Below are 17,146 nucleotides of genomic sequence, written 5' to 3'. Positions count from 1 at the left end.
GGGCGTCGCACGGGGTCAGAGGGGCCGGACGCCCACGATGTGCGAGACGGGCAGGGTGCGTTCGATGTCGGCGGCCCGGTCCAGGCCCCGCAGGCGGCCGCCGCCGAATCCCGAGGCCTCGAGGGCGAAGACGCGCTCCGACCCGTCGGGCAGACGCACCGTGACTTCGATCAGGCCCCGCAGGCGCACGGCCTGTTCGAGTTCGCGCACGAGCCACGCGGCGTCGGTGTCGCCCTCGTGCCGGTCGCGCAGCGTCTCGATGAGGCCGGCGTAGGAGGCGATGGCGCGAGGCGGTGCGGTCGCGAGCGTGGGCGCGCGCCGGTGCAGCCACTCGGGCGCGCCCGCTGCGTCGAGCGCGATGACGGGGTACCGCGCATCGGCGAGCGACCAGTAGACGGTGTCCCGCGCGACGCGCGAGGTCAGCACCGATCCCTCGGACACGACACCCAGCGAGCGCAGCGCCTGATCCACCGCGATGGCGTCGAGCACCGCCGCATCCGCACTCTCGATGAGCGTCTTGCCGACGCGGTCGTCACGGCGCACGCGCACGAGGCCGTGGCGTGCCGCGGTGCTCTCGAGCAGGTAGTCGAGAGGCTGCGGGATGCCGGTGAGCGAGAGCCCACCGAGGAACTCGCGGATCGATCGGCCGGTCTCGCCCTCGGTCATGCCCGCCGCGAGGGATTCGGCTGTGAAGCGGTACGTCGAGGCCTGCGCCCGCGACTCGCGCTGCGCGATGCGGCGCAGGCGAAGGTCGAGGGGCGGAGAGAGGGGGCCGGGGGCGATCGCCGTCAGATCGGCCTGCAGGTAGACCTTGTCGATCTCGGCGGGCAGCTGCGCCGCGAAGGCGGCGGTGTCGAGATCGTCTCCTGCGCGGAGCCGAGCGGTCCAGACGGGCTCGGCGCCGTCGGCGGTGAGACCCCAGCGGTGCGCGATGACGCGCAGGCTTCGCGCCCGGGCGATCCAGTCGTTGTCCAGCGGGTAGGCCTCGGCCCAGTCCCGGGGATCGACGATGCCGCGGGGGGTGCGCAGCCCCTCGGGCAGACGCGCGATGAGTCCGTGCACGATCGTGGCCCAGCGGTCGAGCGTCGAGGCCCCGAGCCACGCGTCGCCGGCATCGGTGACGACCCATTCCCGGTCGACCGCCACGATGAGGTCGGCCATCGCCGCCGACGTCACGAGATCGTCGAGCTCTTCGACCGAGTGGACGGCACCGGCCTCGATCAGCCGCCGCCGGTCGACGGCGCTCACGGCGCCGGCGATCGTGCGGGTGAGGGGGGCGTGCAGGCAGGCCAGGAGCACGTCGGCGAGGGCGCCCGAGGTGGCGAACGCGCGCTCTGCGGCGGCGGCCTCGCCGCCCGTCGGCGCCTCGGGGTGGAGTGCCGTGGGGCGGAAGGCCTCGGGGTGCGCCTGCGCGGCAACGGCGAGGCGCGCCGCGACGACGGTGTAGGGGCGTCCGGTGTCGTCGCGCAGGGCGAGCCGGTCCGGCACCGGGGTGCCGTCACCGGCGGCAGCGGCGATGAGCGCGGTGCGCGGCAGGGTGGTCAGCGCACGGTCGACGGATGCCGGTTCGAGCAGAGCCGCGGCGGCGTCGTAGAAGTCCTGCCACGGGGCATTCGGTGAGACGCCGCGAGCCGCGAAGGTCTGGGCGAGGGCAGCGTCATCGCGCCGTGCCAGCCACGTCGCAAGGCCCCGCTCGTCGGAGACCACTCAGGCTCCGCGGTTGGCGCGCGCCCTGCGTACGAAGCTCGAGATCAGGATGAACAGGATCATCGCGAACGCGAGGATCGGGCCGACCCACACGACGACCGTCACCAGGGGCCAGATGCCCGACGCGAAATCGGCCTGCTCGAGCCCCGTCGCCGTGGCGATCATGATCGAGAAGAAGCTGATGATCGACACCACCAGCAAGCACAGAGCAGCGAACGCCAGAAGGCTGTCGATACGACGCGCGGGGACGTCGTCGGCGGGGGGTCGCGTGCTCATCCGGTCCAGCCTACTCTCGTCCCGCGGTGCCGTAGGCTGGAGGGTGGAGTCTTGACGACTCCGGTTCCGCCCTGCCCGCGATTCGCGGGCCGTCTACCAGCGAGGTTCGCATGCCCACCGGCAAGGTCAGGTTCTACGACGAAGAGAAGGGGTTCGGCTTCATCACGACCGATGACGGCCAGGACGTCTTCCTGCACGCCACGGCGATGCCCGCGGGAACCACGACTCTCAAGGCCGGCACGCGCCTCGAGTTCGGTGTGGCCGACGGCAAACGCGGACTGCAGGCGCTCTCGGTGCGCGTGCTCGAGGCTCCCGTGAGTCTCGCCAAGCGCTCGCGCAAGCCGGCTGACGACATGGCGATCATCGTCGAAGACCTCGTCAAGCTGCTCGATGACATCGGCGGCGACCTGCGTCGCGGCCGCTACCCGAGCGGGTCGCACGCTAAGAAGGTCGCCGCGGTGCTGCGCAAGGTCGCTGATGAACTCGACGCCTGAGCCTGACTCCGGCTCCGAGACCGATGCCGCGGCCGACGTGACACCGGATGCCGTGCTGCTCGAGTCGCACGACCTCGCGCTCGCCGCGCTCAAAGAGATCACGCCCGAGTCGACGATCGGCCCGCCCACCGGTCACCGCGTCGAGGCCGACGGCGTCGTCTCGCTGCGGTTCCAGAACCGCCTGTCCGGGTACCCCGGCTGGTACTGGACCGTGAGCCTCGCCCGCGTCGACGGTGAAGAGCCGACCGTCCTCGAGGCCGAACTGCTGCCCGGCGACGGCGCGCTGCTCGCCCCCGAGTGGGTGCCGTGGGACGAACGCCTCGCCGATTACCAGGCCGCGCAGGCCGCTGCGGCTGAGAGCGAGTCTGATTCCGCAGCCGAGTCCGGCTCTGAGTCCGATGACGACGAGGACGACGACGACATCGATGACGACGTCGATGATCTCGACGACCTGGATGCCGCGGACTTCGACGAAGACGGATCCTCGATCCTGCACGCGGGTGATGTCGACGGCGTCGACATCGACGAGCTCGATGACTCGGGTGACGACGACGATGACGACGATGACTCGGACGACGACGAGGACGACTCGGACGAGGATTCCGATGACGACGACTCTGACGACGAGGACGAGGACGAGGACGAGGACGAGGACGACGACGACTCCGACGAGGACGATTCGGACNGACGACGACTCCGACGAGGACGATTCGGATGACGACGACTCCGACGACGACGACGACGACGAGTCTGACGACGACGACTCCGACGACGACGAGTCTGATGACGACGACTCCGACGAGGACGATTCGGACGACGACGACGACGAAGACGACGATTCGGACGACGACGACGAAGACGAAGACGACTCCGACGACTGAGACCGGCTCGCGAGGAGCCGGCTCAGCCCAGCCCGAGGGCTAGGCGGTCAAGGAGTAGACGACCGCTTCGATGCAGCGGATGAGCTGGCGCACGTCGTCGGGCTCGATCGAGACGAAGGTCGCGACGCGCAGCTGATTGCGGCCGAGCTTGCGGTAGGGCTCCGTGTCGACGATGCCGTTGGCGCGCAGGATCTTCGCCACCGCGGCGGCATCGACCGAATCGTCGAAGTCGATCGTGGCGACGACGGGGGAGCGGTCGGCCGGGTCGGCGACGAACGGCGTCGCGTACGCCGACGCTTCGGCCCACGCGTAGAGGGCATCCGACGACTCGCGGGTGCGTGCATCCGCCCACTGCAGTCCACCGTTGTCGCGGATCCACCCCAGCTGGTCATCGAGCAGCAGCAGCGTCGCGAGCGCGGGGGTGTTCAGGGTCTGGTTGAGTCGGGAGTTGTCGAGGGCGTTCTTCAGGCTGAGGAACTCGGGGATGTACCGGCCGGATGCCGCGATCCGCTCGATGCGCTCGATCGCTGCCGGCGAGACGAGAGCGAACCACAGGCCGCCGTCCGAGCCGAGGTTCTTCTGCGGGGCGAAGTAGTAGACGTCGGCCTCGTGCACCGAGAAGTCGATGCCGCCCGCGGCGCTCGTCGCATCGATGACGGTCAGGGCCCCCGCGTCGCCGTGCACGCGCTCGACGGGCGCCGCGACGCCGGTCGAGGTCTCGTTGTGCGGCCACGCGTAGACATCGACGCCCTCGACGGCCTCAGCGCTCGTGCGGCTGCCCGGCTCGGCCTTGCGCACGTCGGGCGCCTCGAGCCACGGTGCGGCGGCCGCCTTGGCGAACTTTCCGCCGAACTCGCCGAACACGAGGTTCTGCGACCGGCGCTCGATGAGACCGAAGGCTGCGGCATCCCAGAAGGCGGTGGATCCGCCGTTGCCGAGGATCACTTCGTAGTCGTTGGGCAGGCGGAAGATCTCGCCGATGAGGGCGCGAACGCTGCCGACGAGGTCTTTGACCGGAGCCTGCCGGTGCGACGTGCCGAGCACGGTGGCGCCGCGGCCGGTGAGCACCTCGAGCTGGGCGGTGCGGATCTTCGATGGGCCGCACCCGAAGCGTCCGTCGGAGGGCAGGATCTCGCGGGGCAGCAGCACGTGGGACATGCGTCGAGTCTAGGGATTCCCGCGACCGTCCCTGTGCCGGTGGTGCGGGATAGGCTGGCCTTACCTGTTCATCGTTACGAGGGCGCCCGCATGACTGATCTCATTGACACCACCGAGATGTACCTGCGCACGATCCTCGAACTCGAAGAAGAGAAGATCCAGCCGCTGCGCGCTCGGATCTCGGAGCGCCTCGGCCACTCGGGTCCGACGGTGTCGCAGACCGTCGGGCGCATGGAGCGCGACGGACTCGTCGTCGTCGCCGAAGACCGCACCCTCGAACTCACCGACGAAGGCCGGCAGAAGGCCGTCGACGTCATGCGCAAGCACCGGCTCGCCGAGCGGCTGCTCTCCGACGTCATCGGGCTCGACTGGGCCTACGTGCACGACGAGGCCTGCCGCTGGGAGCACGTCATGAGCGAGCAGGTCGAGCGACGGCTCATCGAACTGCTCGGGCACCCGACCGAATCGCCCTACGGCAACCCCATCCCCGGGCTCGATCAGCTCGGCGACGTGCTGGCCGTCGAGTTCGAGCACGACGTCGTGGGTCTCGTCGCGCGCATGAACGAGGCGGGCGAGCCGATCCGCGGCACGGTGCGCCGGCTCGCCGAGCCCGCGCAGGTCGATCCCGAACTGCTGCAGCAGCTCAAGTCCGCCGGCGTTCTGCCGGGCGCGACGGGCGATTTCCGGTACAACGAGGGCTACGTGCTCGTGCAGATGGACGGCAACGACGAGGCGCTCGAGCTGCCCATCGAGATCGCCTCGCACATCTTTCTGCTCGACGCCTAGCAGGCAAGCCCAGGATTCTGCCAGGTGCGCAACGTGACAGATTCGTTACAGTCCGGTAGCCTCAAACAGTCCACAGGTGAGAAGCCCGCCGTAGGACCCCACGCGGATTGCCTCATCGGCTCGTCGTTTGCGTGGTGAAACCCGCACATCGTGCCCCGACATCGAGTGTTGACGAGCCAGCGCCCCGGCGCAGAGGCGCCGGAGGACAGCTTGGCTGAAGAGTACGATCAGACCGCGATCGAGTCGCAAGACACTGCGGTCAACCCCGCGCGACCCACTGGGCCGCGCACCTGGATCACGAAGCGCCCGACGAAGACGCGCCCGCCCCGACCGGCCTCAGTACGCCGGCACGGGCCATTGCGCAGCCTCGTCATCCTGTCGATGGTCGGAGGACTCGTCGCGACCGTGGCGATCCCTGCCTACGCCGCCAGTACGCGCCTCCCGATCGAGAGCAGCCAGACGCTGCAGCAGATGTCTGCCGTCGATGCGCAGTCGCTCGTCGTGGCCTCGGATGCCTCGGGCACCGAGCTCGCCCGCGACAGCTATTCGGCGACGACCGAAGACGAGATCAACAAGAAGAAGGCCGCTGAAGCCGCCGCCGCGCGTGCGCGCGCGCAGGCTGCCGCCGCGGCGTCGAGCGTCTCGTCGGTGCCGGTCAACATCAACCTCGTCTCGCCTGGCGCGGGCGAAGTGCGCTGGCCGATCCTGAACTTCACGAAGGGCCGCGGAATCGGCGACTCCGGCTACCACCAGGGTGTCGACCTGCTCGCTCCCGGCGGCACGCCGCTGTACGCCGCGGCATCCGGCGTCGTGCGCATCGCGCAAGAGGCGTACGGCGGATACGGCGTCGCCGTCGTCATCGACCACGTCGTCGGCGGCCAGCGCGTATCGACCCTGTACGGCCACATGACCTACGGCAGCCGCACGGTGTCCGCCGGCCAGACGGTCGAGGCGGGTCAGCTGATCGGCCTCGTCGGCTCGACCGGCAGCTCGACGGCCAACCACCTGCACTTCGAGGTGCGTGTCAACAACGGCCTCGTCGACCCGTGGGCCTGGCTCGTCGCCAACGCGGGCTGAGGCGCGCACCGCGGGTGATCGCATCCGCCGCCGTTCCATCGACTCCCCGTCGACACGACACCTCGGGTTCACCCTCAACCGGCTGCTGTGTCGGTGAGGTGGGTTAGCCTGATCCCCGACGCTGAGAGAAGCGGAGGGAGCCCATGGGCAGCATTCCTCGCATCCCCACCATGGATGCGCTAGGTCGCCTCGCCTTGCGGCATTGCACGAACGGATGCCACGGTCCCACCGTGGCGCCCAGGCGCTGTCTGTAATCGACAGCGCCTTTTTCGTACCCCGACGTCGAACTCATCGTCGCAACCGAACAACCCGAGAAGCCGTCTCGGACGTTCGAGAGGATGAGCAATGCGCACACTGGTGCTGAACGCGGGCTACGAGCCGCTCGCCGTCGTGTCGTTCAAGCGGGCCATCGTGCTCGTGCTGAACGAGAAGGCGACGGTCATCGAACTTGTCGAGGATGACCCTGTCTGGGGCGCACGCGGGGTCTATGACAGACCCGCGGTCATCCTGCTGACGCGGTACGTGCAGATGCCCGGAGCCCGGCGCGTTCCGGTGACACGGCGCGGGGTGCTGCGGCGCGACAACCACCGCTGTGCCTACTGCGGCACACCGGCCTCGACGATCGACCACGTGCTGCCGCGGTCGCGGGGTGGCGCCGATTCGTGGGAGAACCTCGTCGCGTGCTGTCTGCGCTGCAACAACATCAAGGGCGATCGCACGCCGCAGGAGATGCGGTGGGAGCTGCGACTGACCCCCGCCGTCCCGCGCGGCGGGCAGTGGACGGTGCGCGGCACCGACCGCGCCGACCCTCGTTGGGAGCCCTACCTCGCCCTCGCGGCCTGACGCCCTCGCGGTCTGGCAGCCGGGGGATGCCACAGGGCACGGCGGCGTGATGGGATGGGCGCATGACCCGAGCTCTCATCGTGATCGACATGCAGCGTGCCTTCGACGACCTCGACTTCTGGGGTGCGACGACCAACCCCGCGTGCGAGGCCAACGTCGCGGCGCTCATCACGGCGTGGACCGCCGCGGGCGACCCGATCGTCGTCGTGCGACACGACTCCACGTCGTCCGGATCGCCGCTGGCTCCGGGGCATCCCGGCAACGCGCTCGTCGACGTCGTCGACGCCGTCGACCCCGCGCTTTTCGTCACGAAGAACGTCAACTCTGCGTTCTACGGCGACCCCGATCTGCACGCCTGGTTGCAGGAGCAGGGCATCACGCAGCTCGTGCTGTGCGGCATCCAGACGAATATGTGCGTCGAGACGACGGCGCGCATGGCGGGCAACCTCGGCTACGACGTCACGGTCGCCCTCGATGCGACGCGCACGTTCGACCTGACGGGCGAGATCGCCGGCGTCGGGGTCGTCACGCGCACAGCCGACGAGCTCATGGCCTCGACGGCGCTCGTGCTGCAAGAGGGCGGCTTCGCCCGCATCGCGTCGACCGCGTCACTCGTCTGAAGGGTGGGGCCGGCGGGGTTCGTTTGCCCCATTCTGTCGTTCGATGAGGTCGATGCGCGCAATGTGAGGCAAATGAACGAGGGAGAGTTCGCGCGCGCAGAGTCTCGAACATAACTGTCGGAAGTGCGGGGTAGCGTCAGTCCACCGGATTGAAGTACTAGAACATGTGTTCTAGCCTGGTGGAATGAGGGGGATCGTGGCCGCGCAACCAGATGAGCTGGCACGACTGCGCGCTCAAGTCGAGCGGATGCAGGGGCGCAAACTCGACGCGCCCGTGCTGCCGGTGCTTCCCGCGCTGGCCGACCTCCTTCCCGGTGGGGGCCTGCGTCCCGGCAGCGCCTACTCGCTCCCGCACTCGACGTCGCTGCTGCTCGCGCTCCTCGCGCGCGCTTCGCAAGACGGCTCGTGGTGCGCAGTGATCGGCATGCCGCGCCTCGGCGCCGAAGCAGCCGAGTCGATGGGCGTCGACCTCTCCCGTCTCGTGCTCGTGCCCGACCCGGGCCGGCGCTGGCTCGCTGTCGCCGCGACGGTCGCCGACGTGCTGCCCGTCGTCGCCGTGCGTCCCGCGGGTCGCGCGCCCGACGGCGAGGTCGCCCGGCTCGCGGGCCGCCTGCGCGACCGCGGTGCCGTGCTGCTCGTGCAAGGACCCTGGCCGCAGGCCGAAGCCGTGCTCGAGCTCGGCGAGGCCGCCTGGACGGGGGTCGGCCGCGGTCACGGCTACCTCGCCGAACGCACCGTGACCGTCACCTCGGCGAGCCGCCGCTGGCCCGTCGCCCGCAAGGGGCGCATGCTGCTTCCGGATGCCGCGGGCCACGCCACCGCCGCTCCCACACGGCTCACCCGGGTCGAGCACGACACCGAACGCCCCGCGGCATGGTCGAAGGCAGGGTGACCGTGCGCACCCTCGTGCTCTGGTTCCCCGATTGGCCCGTCACCGCCCTGGCCCGGGTCGACCCCTCGGCGGGCTCTGGGGAGGGGTCGCCGGCCGAAGGGCCGCCCGCCCGCCCCATCGCCATCGTCCACGCCAACCGCGTCGTCGCGTGCTCGGCCTCGGCCCGCGCCGAGGGCGTGCGCCGGGGGCAGCGTCGCCGCGACGCGCAGTCCCGGTGCCCGTCGCTCGAGATCGTCGCGGCCGACCCGGCCCGCGATCAGCGCGCGTTCGCCCCGGTCATCGCGGGCATCGAAGAGCGCGCCCCCGGAGTCCAGCTCGTGCGCCCCGGCCTCTGCGCCCTCGCCGCCAAGGGTCCCGCCCGCTACTACGGCGGCGAAGTCGAAGCGGCGCGCGTGCTCGTCACTGCCCTCGGCGAGCTCGGCATCCGCGACGTGCGCGCGGGCATCGCCGACGGACCCTTCACCGCCGAGCAGGCTGCGATGGCGGCATCCACTCGGGCAGAGCCCGTCTTCACGGTGCCCGCCGGGGGAGCGGCCGGCTTTCTCGCTCCGCTTCCCATCACGGCGCTCGACCAGACCACCCACAGCACCGCGACCCGCGCCACCCAGCCCGACGACCTCATCAGCCTGCTCACGCGCCTGGGCATCCACACGCTCGGCGCGTTCGCGGCTATGCCCGACGAGCGCGTGCGCGAGAGGTTCGGGCCCCGTGGCATGCGTCTGCACGCGCTCGCGGGCGGGCGCGACTCGCAGCCCGTCGAGCCGCGCACACCGCCGCCCGAGCTGCACCGCGAGGTCGCGTTCGAACCGCCGATCGAGATCGCCGAGCAGGTCGCGTTCGGCATGCGCATCGCCGCCGACGAGTTCATCGCGGGGCTCGGCGCGCTCGATCTCGTCTGCACCGAACTGCGCGTCGAGCTCGTCGGCGATCGGGGTGAGCGCAGCGAGCGGGTGTGGCTGCATCCGGCGTCGTTCGATGCCTCCGCCGTCGTCGACCGGGTGCGCTGGCAGCTGGGTGAGGACTCCGAGGCGCTGCGCAGCGGCGTCACGCTCGTGCGGATCGCTCCCGAGGCGGTGGATGCCGCGGCGCATCACCGCCCCGCGATCTTCGGCTCGGGCCCCGAAGAACACGTTCACCACGCCCTCTCGCGCGTGCAGGCGATGCTCGGCCACCGCGCCGTCGCGACCCCCGCGATCGGCGGCGGTCGGTGGCTCGCCGAGCGGCAGGTGCTCGTGCCGTGGGGTGACCGCGCCGTGCTCGAGAAAGAGCGCGCGCGGCCCTGGCCGGGGAGCCTTCCCGACCCGCTGCCCACGACGGTGTTCACCGAACAGCCCACGGTCGAGGTGACGACGCTCGGCGGATACGCCGTCGAGGTCGACGACCGGGGCACCCTCTCGGCGCCGCCGGGCGTGCTCGTCGAGGGCGGCAGGCGCCGCGCGATCGAGAGCTGGGCGGGGCCGTGGCCCGTCATCGAGCGGGGGTGGGATGCCGCCCGGTCGCGCCGCGCCCACCGGTTCCAGGTCGTCGACGCCGACGGAGCCGCGTGGCTGCTCGTCTGTGAGGGCGGCGCGTGGACGGCCGAGGGGGTGTACGACTGATGGGCTTCAACAATCCGGCGGTGTCGTGGTCTGACCTCGAGCGCGTGCTGAGCGACCGGCGTCGCCCCGACAGCACGCCCGCGGGGGCCGACGGCGGTGACAGTCCCGCCTGGTCGCGCAAGCGCGGGCCGTACGTGCCGCCGCCGATCGACCGCCCCGCCGACGTCGTGCCGTACGCCGAGCTGCACGCGCACTCGTCGTATTCGTTCCTCGACGGGGCCTCTTCTCCCGAAGAGCTCGCCGAAGAGGCCGAACGGCTCGGCCTGCACGCGCTCGCCGTCACCGACCACGACGGCTTCTACGGCATCGTGCGGTTCGCCGAAGCCGCCGAGACCCGGCAGCTGGCGACCGTTTTCGGCGCCGAGCTGTCGCTGGATCTGCCCGCTCCGCAGGCGGGCCAGCCCGATCCGGTCGGTGAGCATCTGCTCGTGCTCGCGCGCGGCGAAGAGGGGTATCACCGGCTCGCCGGTGCCCTCACCCACGCCCAGTTGCGGGGCGCCGAGAAAGGGCGGCCGCGGTACGACCTCGACGAGCTGTCGGCGCAGCTGTCGGGGCATGCGGCCGTGTTGACCGGATGCCGCAAGGGCAGTGTGCGCCGCGCGCTCGGGGCATCCGGAGCCGAGGCCGCCGCGGGCGAGCTCGACCGTCTCGTGCACCTGTTCGGCCGCGACGGTGTCTATGTCGAGCTGATCGACCACGGCAGCCCGACCGATACCCGCGACAACGACGTGCTCGCCGGCCTCGCCCGCGAGAAGGGGCTGCCGACTCTCGCGACCAACAACGTGCACTACGCCGTGCCGCAGCGTCAGCTGCTGGCCGCCGCGGTCGCGGCCGTCCGCGCCAACCGGGGTCTCGACGAGCTCGACGGATGGCTGCCCGCGCACGCCGGGGCGCACCTGCGCTCGGGGGCCGAGATGGTCGAGCGGTTCGCGCGGCATCCCGATGCCGTCGCCCGCACGGTGCCGCTCGCCGATGAGCTGGCATTCCCGCTGCGGCGCGCTAAACCCGCCCTGCCGAAGCAGAAGGTGCCCGAGGGGCACACGCCGATGTCGTGGCTGCGGCATCTCGTGTGGCAGGCGGTACCGCGCAAGTATCCCGACCTGTCCGACGAGAACCGCGCCCGCATCGAGAAAGAGCTCGGCGTCATCGAGATGAAGGACTTCCCGGGCTATTTCCTGATCGTGCATGGCATCGTGCAAGAGGCTCGGCGCCGCGGCATCCTGTGTCAAGGCCGGGGGTCGGCGGCCAACAGCGCCATCTGCTATCTGCTCGACATCACCGCCGTCGACGCGATCGCCTTCGACCTGCCGTTCGAGAGGTTCCTGTCGTCGTTGCGCGATGAAGAGCCCGACATCGACGTCGATTTCGACTCCGACCGGCGTGAAGAGATCATCCAGTGGGTGTATCAGCAGTACGGGCGCGAGCGGGCGGCGCAGGTGGCGAATGTCATCCAGTACCGGCCGAAGAACGCGATCCGCGACATGGCCAAGGCGCTCGGGCATTCGCCCGGGCAGCAGGATGCCTGGTCGAAGCAGGTCGAGCGGTGGGGCGGGGCGATCGAGAGCGGCCCGGGCCATGACATCCCCGATCAGGTGCTCGAGTTCGCCGGCGAGCTGCTCAAGGCGCCGCGGCACCTCGGCATCCACTCCGGGGGGATGGTGCTCACCGACCGGCCCGTGGGTGAGGTGGTGCCGATCGAGCATGCCCGCATGGAGGGGCGCACGGTCATCCAGTGGGACAAAGACGACGCCGCCTGGATGGGCCTGGTGAAGTTCGACCTGCTGGGGCTCGGGATGCTCGCCGCACTGCAGTACTGCTTCGATATGATCCGTGCGACGACCGGCGAGGAGTGGGAGCTGTCGACGCTGCCGAAAGAAGAGAAGGCGGTCTACGACATGCTGTGCCGGGCGGATTCGATCGGGGTGTTCCAGGTCGAGTCCCGCGCGCAGATGGGGCTGCTGCCGAGGCTGCAGCCGCGGCGGTACTACGACCTCGTCATCGAGATCGCGCTGATCCGCCCTGGGCCGATCCAGGGCGGGGCGGTGCACCCGTATGTGCGGCGCAAGTTGGGGCGCGAAGAGGTCACATACGCGCATCCGAAGCTGAAGCCCGTTCTCGAGCGCACGCTCGGGGTGCCGGTCTTTCAAGAGCAGCTCATGCAGATGGCGGTCGCGATCGGTGAGGTGAGCGGTGAGGATGCCGACCTCTTGCGCCGCGCGATGGGCTCGAAGCGCGGCGTCGAACGCATCGATTCGCTCAAGACCAAGCTCTATGAGGGGATGGCCCGCAACGGCCTGGTGGGCGAAGAGGCCGACGCGATCTACGCGAAGATCCAGGCGTTCGCGAACTTCGGGTTCGCCGAGTCGCACTCGCTGTCGTTCGGGCTGCTCGTCTATGCCAGCTCGTGGATCAAGCTGCACTATCCGGCGGCGTTCCTCGCGGGGTTGCTGCGCGCGCAGCCGATGGGCTTCTATTCGCCCGCGACGCTCGTCGCCGACGCGCGCCGCCACGGCGTCGAGGTGCGCCGCCCCGACCTGCACGCCTCGCTCGTCGATGCCGCGCTCGAACCGCAGGAGTCCGCCGGTGATCGAGTGGCCGGTCCCACCGGCCTTCCCGCCTGCACGCACCGCCACCAGCCCCCCACCGGCGACTTCGACCCCACCGCTCCCGACGAGTCCGCCGCCCACCGCCGCGACGGCGCCTACGTCGTGCGCCTGGGCCTGGCCGCCATCAAGGGTATCGGCAAGAACGTGGCCACCCGCATCGTGACAGAGCGCGACGCCGCCGGCCCCTACCGTGACCAGCGCGACCTCGTCCGGCGCACGGGCCTCACGACCGCCCAGGTCGAGGCTCTCGCGACGGCGGGAGCCTTCGACTGCTTCGGCCTCACGCGCCGCGAGGCGACCTGGCTCGCCGGTGCGGCGGCGCAGGACCGCGCCGAGTTCCTGCCCGACTCGCTCGCCTTCGTGCAGCCGCCGCTATTCACCGACCCGTCGAGCTATGACGTGCTCGCCGCCGACCTGTGGGCGACGGGCGTCTCGGTCGACGATCATCCGCTCACGCACTACCGCTCCGGCCTCGATGCGCGCGGCGTGCTCACGTCGCGCGAGCTGCGCACGCACGAGCCCGACCGCCGGGTCGAAGTCGCTGGGCTCGTCACCCACCGGCAGCGGCCGGCGACGGCATCCGGAATCACGTTCCTCAACCTCGAAGACGAGCACGGCATCGTCAACGTCATCTGCTCGGTGGGGATGTGGAACCGCTATCGCCGGGTCGTGCGCGATGCGCCGGCGCTGATCGTGCGGGGCATGCTCGAGCGGTCGGTCGAGGGGGTGACGAATCTCGTCGCCGACAGATTCGAAGACCTTCGCGTCGGCGTTCACCACGCCTCAAGGGACTTCCGGTGATCCGCGGGTGCTCCGCGCCGCGGGGGAGCAGCGCCTCGGCGTAGTCTGGGCAGCGACGACGGGACACCTGTGATCGCACGATTCGAAGAGCTCGACTGGCAACCCACGCCGATCGGAGACCTCACCCTCCGGCGCCGAACCGAAGCCTCGGTGGGGCAAGAGATCTACGAGGTCAAGCTCGGCGACGAGTATCTGATGTCGAGCCTGTTCACCGTCGCCGAGGAAGCACTTGCCGACCTCGGGCTGGCCGCGGCATCGGGGGATCAGCTCACCGTGCTCGTCGGCGGACTCGGGCTCGGATACACCGCCGTCGCCGCCCTGCGCGATGAGCGGGTCTCTGCGCTGACCGTGATCGATCGGCTCGATGCCGTCATCGGCTGGCATGAGCGGATGCTGCTTCCGGCCTCGCGCGAGCTGGTCAGCGATCCGCGCACTCGCCTGGTCAGCGACGACTTCTTCGCGGTGATGCGGCGCGAGCCGGTCGATGCCGATGCGCGGTACGACGTGATCCTGCTCGACGTCGACCATTCGCCGCGGCATCAGCTGGATCCGACGCACGCCGACCTGTACACGGCCGACGGCCTGCGCGCCCTCGACCGGCACCTGACCGAGGGCGGCGTCTTCGCGCTGTGGTCAGACGACCCGCCCGACGCCGAGTTCATGGCCGAGCTCGCCCAGGTGTTCGACGACGGCGCGGCGCATGTCGTCGACTTCGACAACCCCGTCACCGGCGGAACTTCGTCGAACACGGTCTACGTCGCGAAGAGCCGCACGGTCTGATCGGGCGCTTTTGCCCCGGCGGCTGCCGCGCCTCGGTGCATCCCAGGCGCGACGAAGGCGGGCCCCGAAGGACCCGCCTCGCGAAGGTCTCAGTCCTGGGTGCCCAGTGCGAAGCGCACCGAGCCGTCCTGCGCCAGTTCGGCGTCGAGCACGCGGTCATCCAGTGCCGCGGCCGCGCCGACATCGAGGAACACGTGCGCCCCGTTCTCGGCGACGACCGTGTCGGTCGCTTCGGGCGCCGGTGCGACGCTCAGCTCGAAGCCGTCGGCGGTGCCCGTGTCGCGGATGCGCACGCCGCCCTCGTCGGGCACGTCGGGCACGCGCGAGACGATCGCCTTGACGGCTTCAGCGGCGGTGTCGGTCATGGTGAGCATGTCGGTCCTTCCGGTTGGGGCAATCGGACCGGCCACGATTCCGAGATCGACGCCCGGATGCAACCGTGCGACGGCGATCCGCCTCGATTCCCACGCAATACGGAGGAACGCCTGGTGCGCGGTCGGGCGGCGTGCCAGGGTCGTCGCATGGGCAACGCGCAGCGGTTTCTCGACGGCTATCTCGAGGCATGGCGCACGAATGAGCCGGATGCGATCCGCGCGCTCTTCACCGACGACGCCGTGTATCGCGGGTCGCCCGATGACCTCGACCCCGCTGTCGGCATCGACCGCATTCTTGAGTTCTGGAGTGACGAGCGCGACGAGCCGGGGGAGTGGATGTTCGAGGGCCACGTCGTGATGGAGACGACGGATGCCGCCGCCATCCGCGGCGTCACGACGTATGCGAGCGGCGAGAAGGTCGGCACCTACGACAACCTGTGGCTCGTGCGCTTCGCCGAAGATGGCCGCGCGAGCGAGTTCACCGAGTGGTGGATCGAGCGCAAGCACTGACGCCAGTCCGCCCGCAGAGCGCCGGTAGACTCGGTCGGGCCAGCCTCTGTAGCTCAATGGAAGAGCAGTTGCGTCCTAAGCAAACGGTTGGGGGTTCGAGTCCCTCCAGGGGCACAGTCTTTTTCGCCTCTGACCAGGGATTCTTTCCGTGGTCAGGCCACACGGAGCTTTTTTGCCCGCTTTTTGCCCGCATTCTGAAAATTCGGACGGCCGAAAACTGCCGTCTGCAACGGCCTTCGTCCGACGTCTCAGAACTCCAAAATCGGGTGTTTCGAGCGTCGTGTGCCTTGTCAAAAAACTGAGCAATCTGCTCTCTGGGGTCACGACGGTCGGGCGTAGCGGGTCTGCGGACCTGACGGCAGTGCCACCAGTGGCATGGCGTCGTTCAGTCGCGTCGCGACGGCATCCAGATCGTCGTCGAAGAGGTCGGCGTAGGTGTCGAGTGTCATTGCGGCCGAGGCGTGGCCCAGCATCCGCTGTACGGCCTTCACATTCGCGCCCGAGCTGATCGCGAGCGACGCGGTCGTGTGACGGAGGTCGTGCGGAGTGAGCCGGGGGATCGACGGGTCGAACTCCTGCGCACGCCGGACTGCGTTCGCGAACCAGCCCTTCGCGCCCGAGTTGCGCATGTGGTTGGCCCCGTCACCGAACAGCAGCCCTTCCGGGCCTTTGCCGGCGCACGCCTGCTCGATCATTGGAGCGAGCCGCGCGGGGTAGGGGACCGAGCGCTTCTCGTGCGTCTTGGGCGTGCCGACGTGAATCTCGTATGCGATCATCACCGCGTTCTCTTCGATGACGAAGCGTCGACGCAAACGGTTCACACTGCGCACACGCAGCCCCGTCGCCTCGCCCCAGCGCAGGCCCGTGTACGCCAGCGTCAGCACGAGGGTTGGGTGCGCCGAGCATGCCGCGAGCGTCGCCACCTGGTCGTGCGAGAGGTAGACGCGACGCTTACCCGGCCCGTTCCGGGGAAGGCTGCGCACATTCCGGGCTGGATTGCTCGCGAGACGCCGATCGTCGATAGCGACGTCGAGGATGCCGGCGAGCACTCCCAGAGCCCGAAGAACGACGGTGCGCGACTTCTGCGACGCGAGGTCGGACACCCAGTCCTGCACTTCGGAGCGCCGGATCGACCAGATCTCCCTGTCGGCCCATACCGGGGCGACGTGGTTCTTCCACGCCCGCTCGAGCGTCATGTAGTAAGACGGCTTCGACATCGGCGGTTGCTTGGATCGCAGCCAGCTGTCCGCGAACATTCGGACGGGAACCCGCGACAACGACGGGTCGATGTACTCTCCCTTCGACTTCGACACCGTGACCATGGAGAGATACAACTTGGCCTCCCGCATCGTCGTGAACCCACGCTTCTCCGCCTCGGTGCGATCGGGCTTGCGATAGCGCACGCGATAGCGGCGGCCCTTCACCGTTTCGTACGGAGTGATGCTGCCCATCTCGACCTCCGCTCGTGCCGGCTCGACGGTCAGTATGGGGCCAGTGTCGGACACTGGTCGGACGCCGTCAACGCCGCCGATGACAGATGTGGATAGATGATGGACGACGTCGCCAACTGGCGTTGGGGTAGAGGGGCGCCTCCCTCCGACGCCGAGATCGTAGCGATCGGTCGCGGCTCCGTTCCGGGCTTTCGCGACATAGGCTCGGTCCTCCGCTGCGCTCCGGTCCTGCGCTATTTCACGGTCCCGGCACTCCGCCGTGAGTCAAGCCCCAATGCGTGGTGTAGCCGTT

Annotated in this window: 17 protein-coding genes and 1 tRNA gene; 13 read left to right on the top strand and 5 right to left on the bottom strand. The window is 69.8% G+C overall.

The genetic code is table 11. The features are described from left to right. Positions 1-15: 15 nt before the first annotated feature. The gene (locus AC25Y0_RS00090; protein WP_488134005.1) at positions 16-1,707 is read right to left on the bottom strand and encodes a helicase-associated domain-containing protein; all 1,692 of its coding nucleotides are present in this window, start codon (positions 1,705-1,707) and stop codon (positions 16-18) included. After that, positions 1,708-1,983 carry a multidrug ABC transporter ATPase gene (locus tag AC25Y0_RS00085; protein ID WP_488122333.1) on the bottom strand — a complete coding sequence of 92 codons (276 nt, stop codon included), beginning with the start codon at positions 1,981-1,983 and terminating at the stop codon, positions 1,708-1,710. A 110-nt stretch (positions 1,984-2,093) separates the two neighbouring features. Here AC25Y0_RS00085 and AC25Y0_RS00080 point away from each other — a divergent pair, with 110 nt between their 5' ends. From AC25Y0_RS00080 to AC25Y0_RS00070, 3 genes are all read left to right on the top strand, one after another. Continuing rightward, entirely contained in the window at positions 2,094-2,477 is a 384-nt protein-coding gene (locus tag AC25Y0_RS00080) for a cold-shock protein (protein ID WP_488122332.1), read from the top strand. Further along, the gene (locus AC25Y0_RS00075) at positions 2,374-3,195 is read left to right on the top strand and encodes a DUF3027 domain-containing protein (RefSeq protein WP_488134004.1); all 822 of its coding nucleotides are present in this window, start codon (positions 2,374-2,376) and stop codon (positions 3,193-3,195) included. The genes AC25Y0_RS00080 and AC25Y0_RS00075 overlap by 104 nt, the downstream gene beginning before the upstream one ends. Further along, positions 3,192-3,401, top strand: coding sequence for a hypothetical protein (locus AC25Y0_RS00070; protein WP_488134003.1), 210 nt, complete (start codon positions 3,192-3,194; stop codon positions 3,399-3,401). The genes AC25Y0_RS00075 and AC25Y0_RS00070 overlap by 4 nt, the downstream gene beginning before the upstream one ends. Here AC25Y0_RS00070 and serC read toward each other — a convergent pair. Beyond that, positions 3,398-4,516: a phosphoserine transaminase gene (gene serC / locus AC25Y0_RS00065; RefSeq protein WP_488122330.1), complete on the bottom strand. Its 1,119-nt coding sequence runs from the start codon at positions 4,514-4,516 to the stop codon at positions 3,398-3,400. The genes AC25Y0_RS00070 and serC overlap by 4 nt on opposite strands. 90 nt (positions 4,517-4,606) lie before the next feature. On the opposite strand from serC, the gene AC25Y0_RS00060 reads away from it, so the two are divergent. From AC25Y0_RS00060 to AC25Y0_RS00025, 8 genes are all read left to right on the top strand, one after another. Then, positions 4,607-5,302: an iron-dependent transcriptional repressor DtxR gene (locus tag AC25Y0_RS00060; protein ID WP_488134002.1), complete on the top strand. Its 696-nt coding sequence runs from the start codon at positions 4,607-4,609 to the stop codon at positions 5,300-5,302. Between the two features lie 210 nt (positions 5,303-5,512). Continuing rightward, entirely contained in the window at positions 5,513-6,379 is an 867-nt protein-coding gene (locus AC25Y0_RS00055; RefSeq protein ID WP_488134001.1) for a M23 family metallopeptidase, read from the top strand. A 345-nt stretch (positions 6,380-6,724) separates the two neighbouring features. After that, complete coding sequence (locus AC25Y0_RS00050) at positions 6,725-7,222, top strand: HNH endonuclease (protein WP_488122327.1); 498 nt, start codon at positions 6,725-6,727, stop codon at positions 7,220-7,222. 62 nt (positions 7,223-7,284) lie between these two features. Beyond that, positions 7,285-7,842, top strand: coding sequence for a cysteine hydrolase family protein (locus AC25Y0_RS00045; RefSeq protein WP_488122326.1), 558 nt, complete (start codon positions 7,285-7,287; stop codon positions 7,840-7,842). A gap of 184 nt (positions 7,843-8,026) precedes the next feature. After that, positions 8,027-8,734 (top strand): hypothetical protein, encoded by a 708-nt coding sequence (locus AC25Y0_RS00040; RefSeq protein ID WP_488122325.1) that lies wholly within the window; start codon positions 8,027-8,029, stop codon positions 8,732-8,734. Then, positions 8,716-10,332 (top strand): DNA polymerase Y family protein, encoded by a 1,617-nt coding sequence (locus tag AC25Y0_RS00035; protein WP_488134000.1) that lies wholly within the window; start codon positions 8,716-8,718, stop codon positions 10,330-10,332. The genes AC25Y0_RS00040 and AC25Y0_RS00035 overlap by 19 nt, the downstream gene beginning before the upstream one ends. After that, a complete protein-coding gene (locus tag AC25Y0_RS00030) occupies positions 10,332-13,739 on the top strand; it encodes an error-prone DNA polymerase (RefSeq protein WP_488133999.1) in 3,408 nt (1,135 codons plus the stop codon). The genes AC25Y0_RS00035 and AC25Y0_RS00030 overlap by 1 nt, the downstream gene beginning before the upstream one ends. A 69-nt stretch (positions 13,740-13,808) precedes the next feature. Further along, the gene (locus AC25Y0_RS00025; protein WP_488133998.1) at positions 13,809-14,519 is read left to right on the top strand and encodes a spermidine synthase; all 711 of its coding nucleotides are present in this window, start codon (positions 13,809-13,811) and stop codon (positions 14,517-14,519) included. An 89-nt stretch (positions 14,520-14,608) separates the two neighbouring features. On the opposite strand, the gene AC25Y0_RS00020 is transcribed toward AC25Y0_RS00025, so the two are convergent. Next, a complete protein-coding gene (locus AC25Y0_RS00020) occupies positions 14,609-14,893 on the bottom strand; it encodes a Fe-S cluster assembly protein HesB (RefSeq protein ID WP_488133997.1) in 285 nt (94 codons plus the stop codon). 147 nt (positions 14,894-15,040) lie between these two features. Between AC25Y0_RS00020 and AC25Y0_RS00015 the strand changes: the two genes are divergently transcribed. Then, positions 15,041-15,403, top strand: coding sequence for a nuclear transport factor 2 family protein (locus tag AC25Y0_RS00015; RefSeq protein ID WP_488133996.1), 363 nt, complete (start codon positions 15,041-15,043; stop codon positions 15,401-15,403). A 42-nt stretch (positions 15,404-15,445) separates the two neighbouring features. After that, positions 15,446-15,517 (top strand) — tRNA-Arg (locus tag AC25Y0_RS00010). Positions 15,518-15,723: 206 nt separating this feature from the next. On the opposite strand, the gene AC25Y0_RS00005 is transcribed toward AC25Y0_RS00010, so the two are convergent. Continuing rightward, on the bottom strand, positions 15,724-16,854 hold the full coding sequence (locus tag AC25Y0_RS00005; protein ID WP_488133995.1) for a tyrosine-type recombinase/integrase: 1,131 nt from the start codon (positions 16,852-16,854) through the stop codon (positions 15,724-15,726). Between the last annotated feature and the right edge of the window lie 292 nt (positions 16,855-17,146).

The organism is Microbacterium sp. Y547 (genome assembly GCF_057669785.1).
This window is presented reverse-complemented; position numbering and strand designations above follow the sequence as displayed.